The 1,610-nt window shown below is 42.6% G+C and carries 2 pseudogenes; one reads left to right on the forward strand and one right to left on the reverse strand.

What is annotated here, in order from left to right:
• Window positions 1-596 (forward strand): annotated as a pseudogene (locus tag CIK04_RS22740) (aspartate/glutamate racemase family protein); the annotation flags it as partial.
• Here CIK04_RS22740 and CIK04_RS22745 read toward each other — a convergent pair.
• Window positions 574-1,025, reverse strand: a pseudogene (locus tag CIK04_RS22745) (RNA-binding protein). The pseudogenes CIK04_RS22740 and CIK04_RS22745 sit on opposite strands and share 23 nt — an antisense overlap.
• Between the last annotated feature and the right edge of the window lie 585 nt (window positions 1,026-1,610).

Below are 1,610 nucleotides of genomic sequence, written 5' to 3' on the forward strand. Positions count from 1 at the left end.
TGCGATAGACCTTGTTGTTATTGCCTGCAACACCGCCAGTCACCACTTGTGCTCCCCATCCTTAAGAGCGAAGTTGCCTATTCCCGTTGTTGGTGTCGTGCCTGCGATCAAACCAGCTTCTCTTTTGGCGAATCGAGCGGTGGGTTTAATTGCAACGACCAGCAACGGTGACTCGTCAATACACACACGATCTCATTCGTGATTTCGCGCATGAGAAAGAAGTCGAGTTACTTGGTTCGACTCGCTTGGTGGACATCGCCGAAGAGAAACTAAGAGGGCGTCAAGTAGATCAGCAAGAGCTGGCATGATACTCAAACCGATGAAACACAAAGTGGACGTGGCGGTACTAGGATGTAACCCATTTTCCACTGCTAAAAGAAGAAATACAGCAAGTACTGGGTGATGAGATTATTTTGGTTGATTCTGGAGAAGCCGATTGCTCGTCGCGTTGCAGAGCCTCCTCCAGTCAATTATCACCACAAAGTACTAAGACACCGTGGCGCATCTTTAGCACAGCGCAGCCTTGGGATGAAGCTGCGCTGAATGGGTCACTACAAACGATGGGTTTTAACGCTATAGAACTTTATCCTCTATAGAGTGTTTCATTTCATTTGCAATGCGAACTTTCAACGTACGTTGCGCATACTCCTTTTCATTAAGTGCATTGATAGCATTTTCAGCATCCCCACTGGCCATCACGACAAACCCAAAGCCTCTTCTTTTACCCGTACGCTTATCTTTCATCAAACGTACACCATAAACTTGGCCGTGTTGTGCAAACAGTTCGCGAACATGAGTTTCGTTCGCTTTATAGGGAAGGTTGCCCACATAAAGTGTTTTGGTTGGAAGCGAAGAGTCACTATCAGTAACAGTAAGCGTTGGCGTGTGTGGAAAAAAGAGATAAGTAAGTTGTAAAGTACAACACCAATAACAAAACTGATGGCTGGAGAAATATCGAGCTGCGAGAAAATGAAACCACCCAAAWTGGCCAGAGCGGCACTCGCAATAACTTTTTTAAACGTCATATTGGATTACTACATTAGGGTACAGACAAAAATGAATGCCTATTAACAAAATAGACACACAAATCTTAAGTTTATGCTTAGTCTTTTTCCAACGTAATGGTGTGATGAGGGTCAAATGTGCTGAAAATATATGCAAAAAAGACCAATTTGATGCTTTGTTGACCGAACGAAATTAAATTCAAAAAAAGTATTGCGCACTGGAAAGAACTCCTTATAATGCCGCCTCACTGACACGGAGTGAGACAAACATCACAAAGTAAGTCAGGAAAGAGATGAAAGAAAGTTTGAAAAAACGCTTGACTCTCAAATAAAGCGTTGTAATATACGCACCCCTAACGAGATGGTGGCAAAGCCACTAAGAAAGTTAGAAGCTCTTTAAAATTTAAACCTATCAATCTGTGTGGRCACTCGTTGATGATAATCCAAAAGATTTATCAATGAACTGAGTGACCAAAACGATACTAAGTATCGGCACAGTCAATTTATTCAGTATTCATTGAGCCGAAGCGAAAGCTTCAAAAAACTTTTAATTGAAGAGTTTGATCATGGCTCAGATTGAACGCTGGCGGCAGGCCTAACACATGC

Source organism: Vibrio sp. 03_296, from assembly GCF_002265885.1.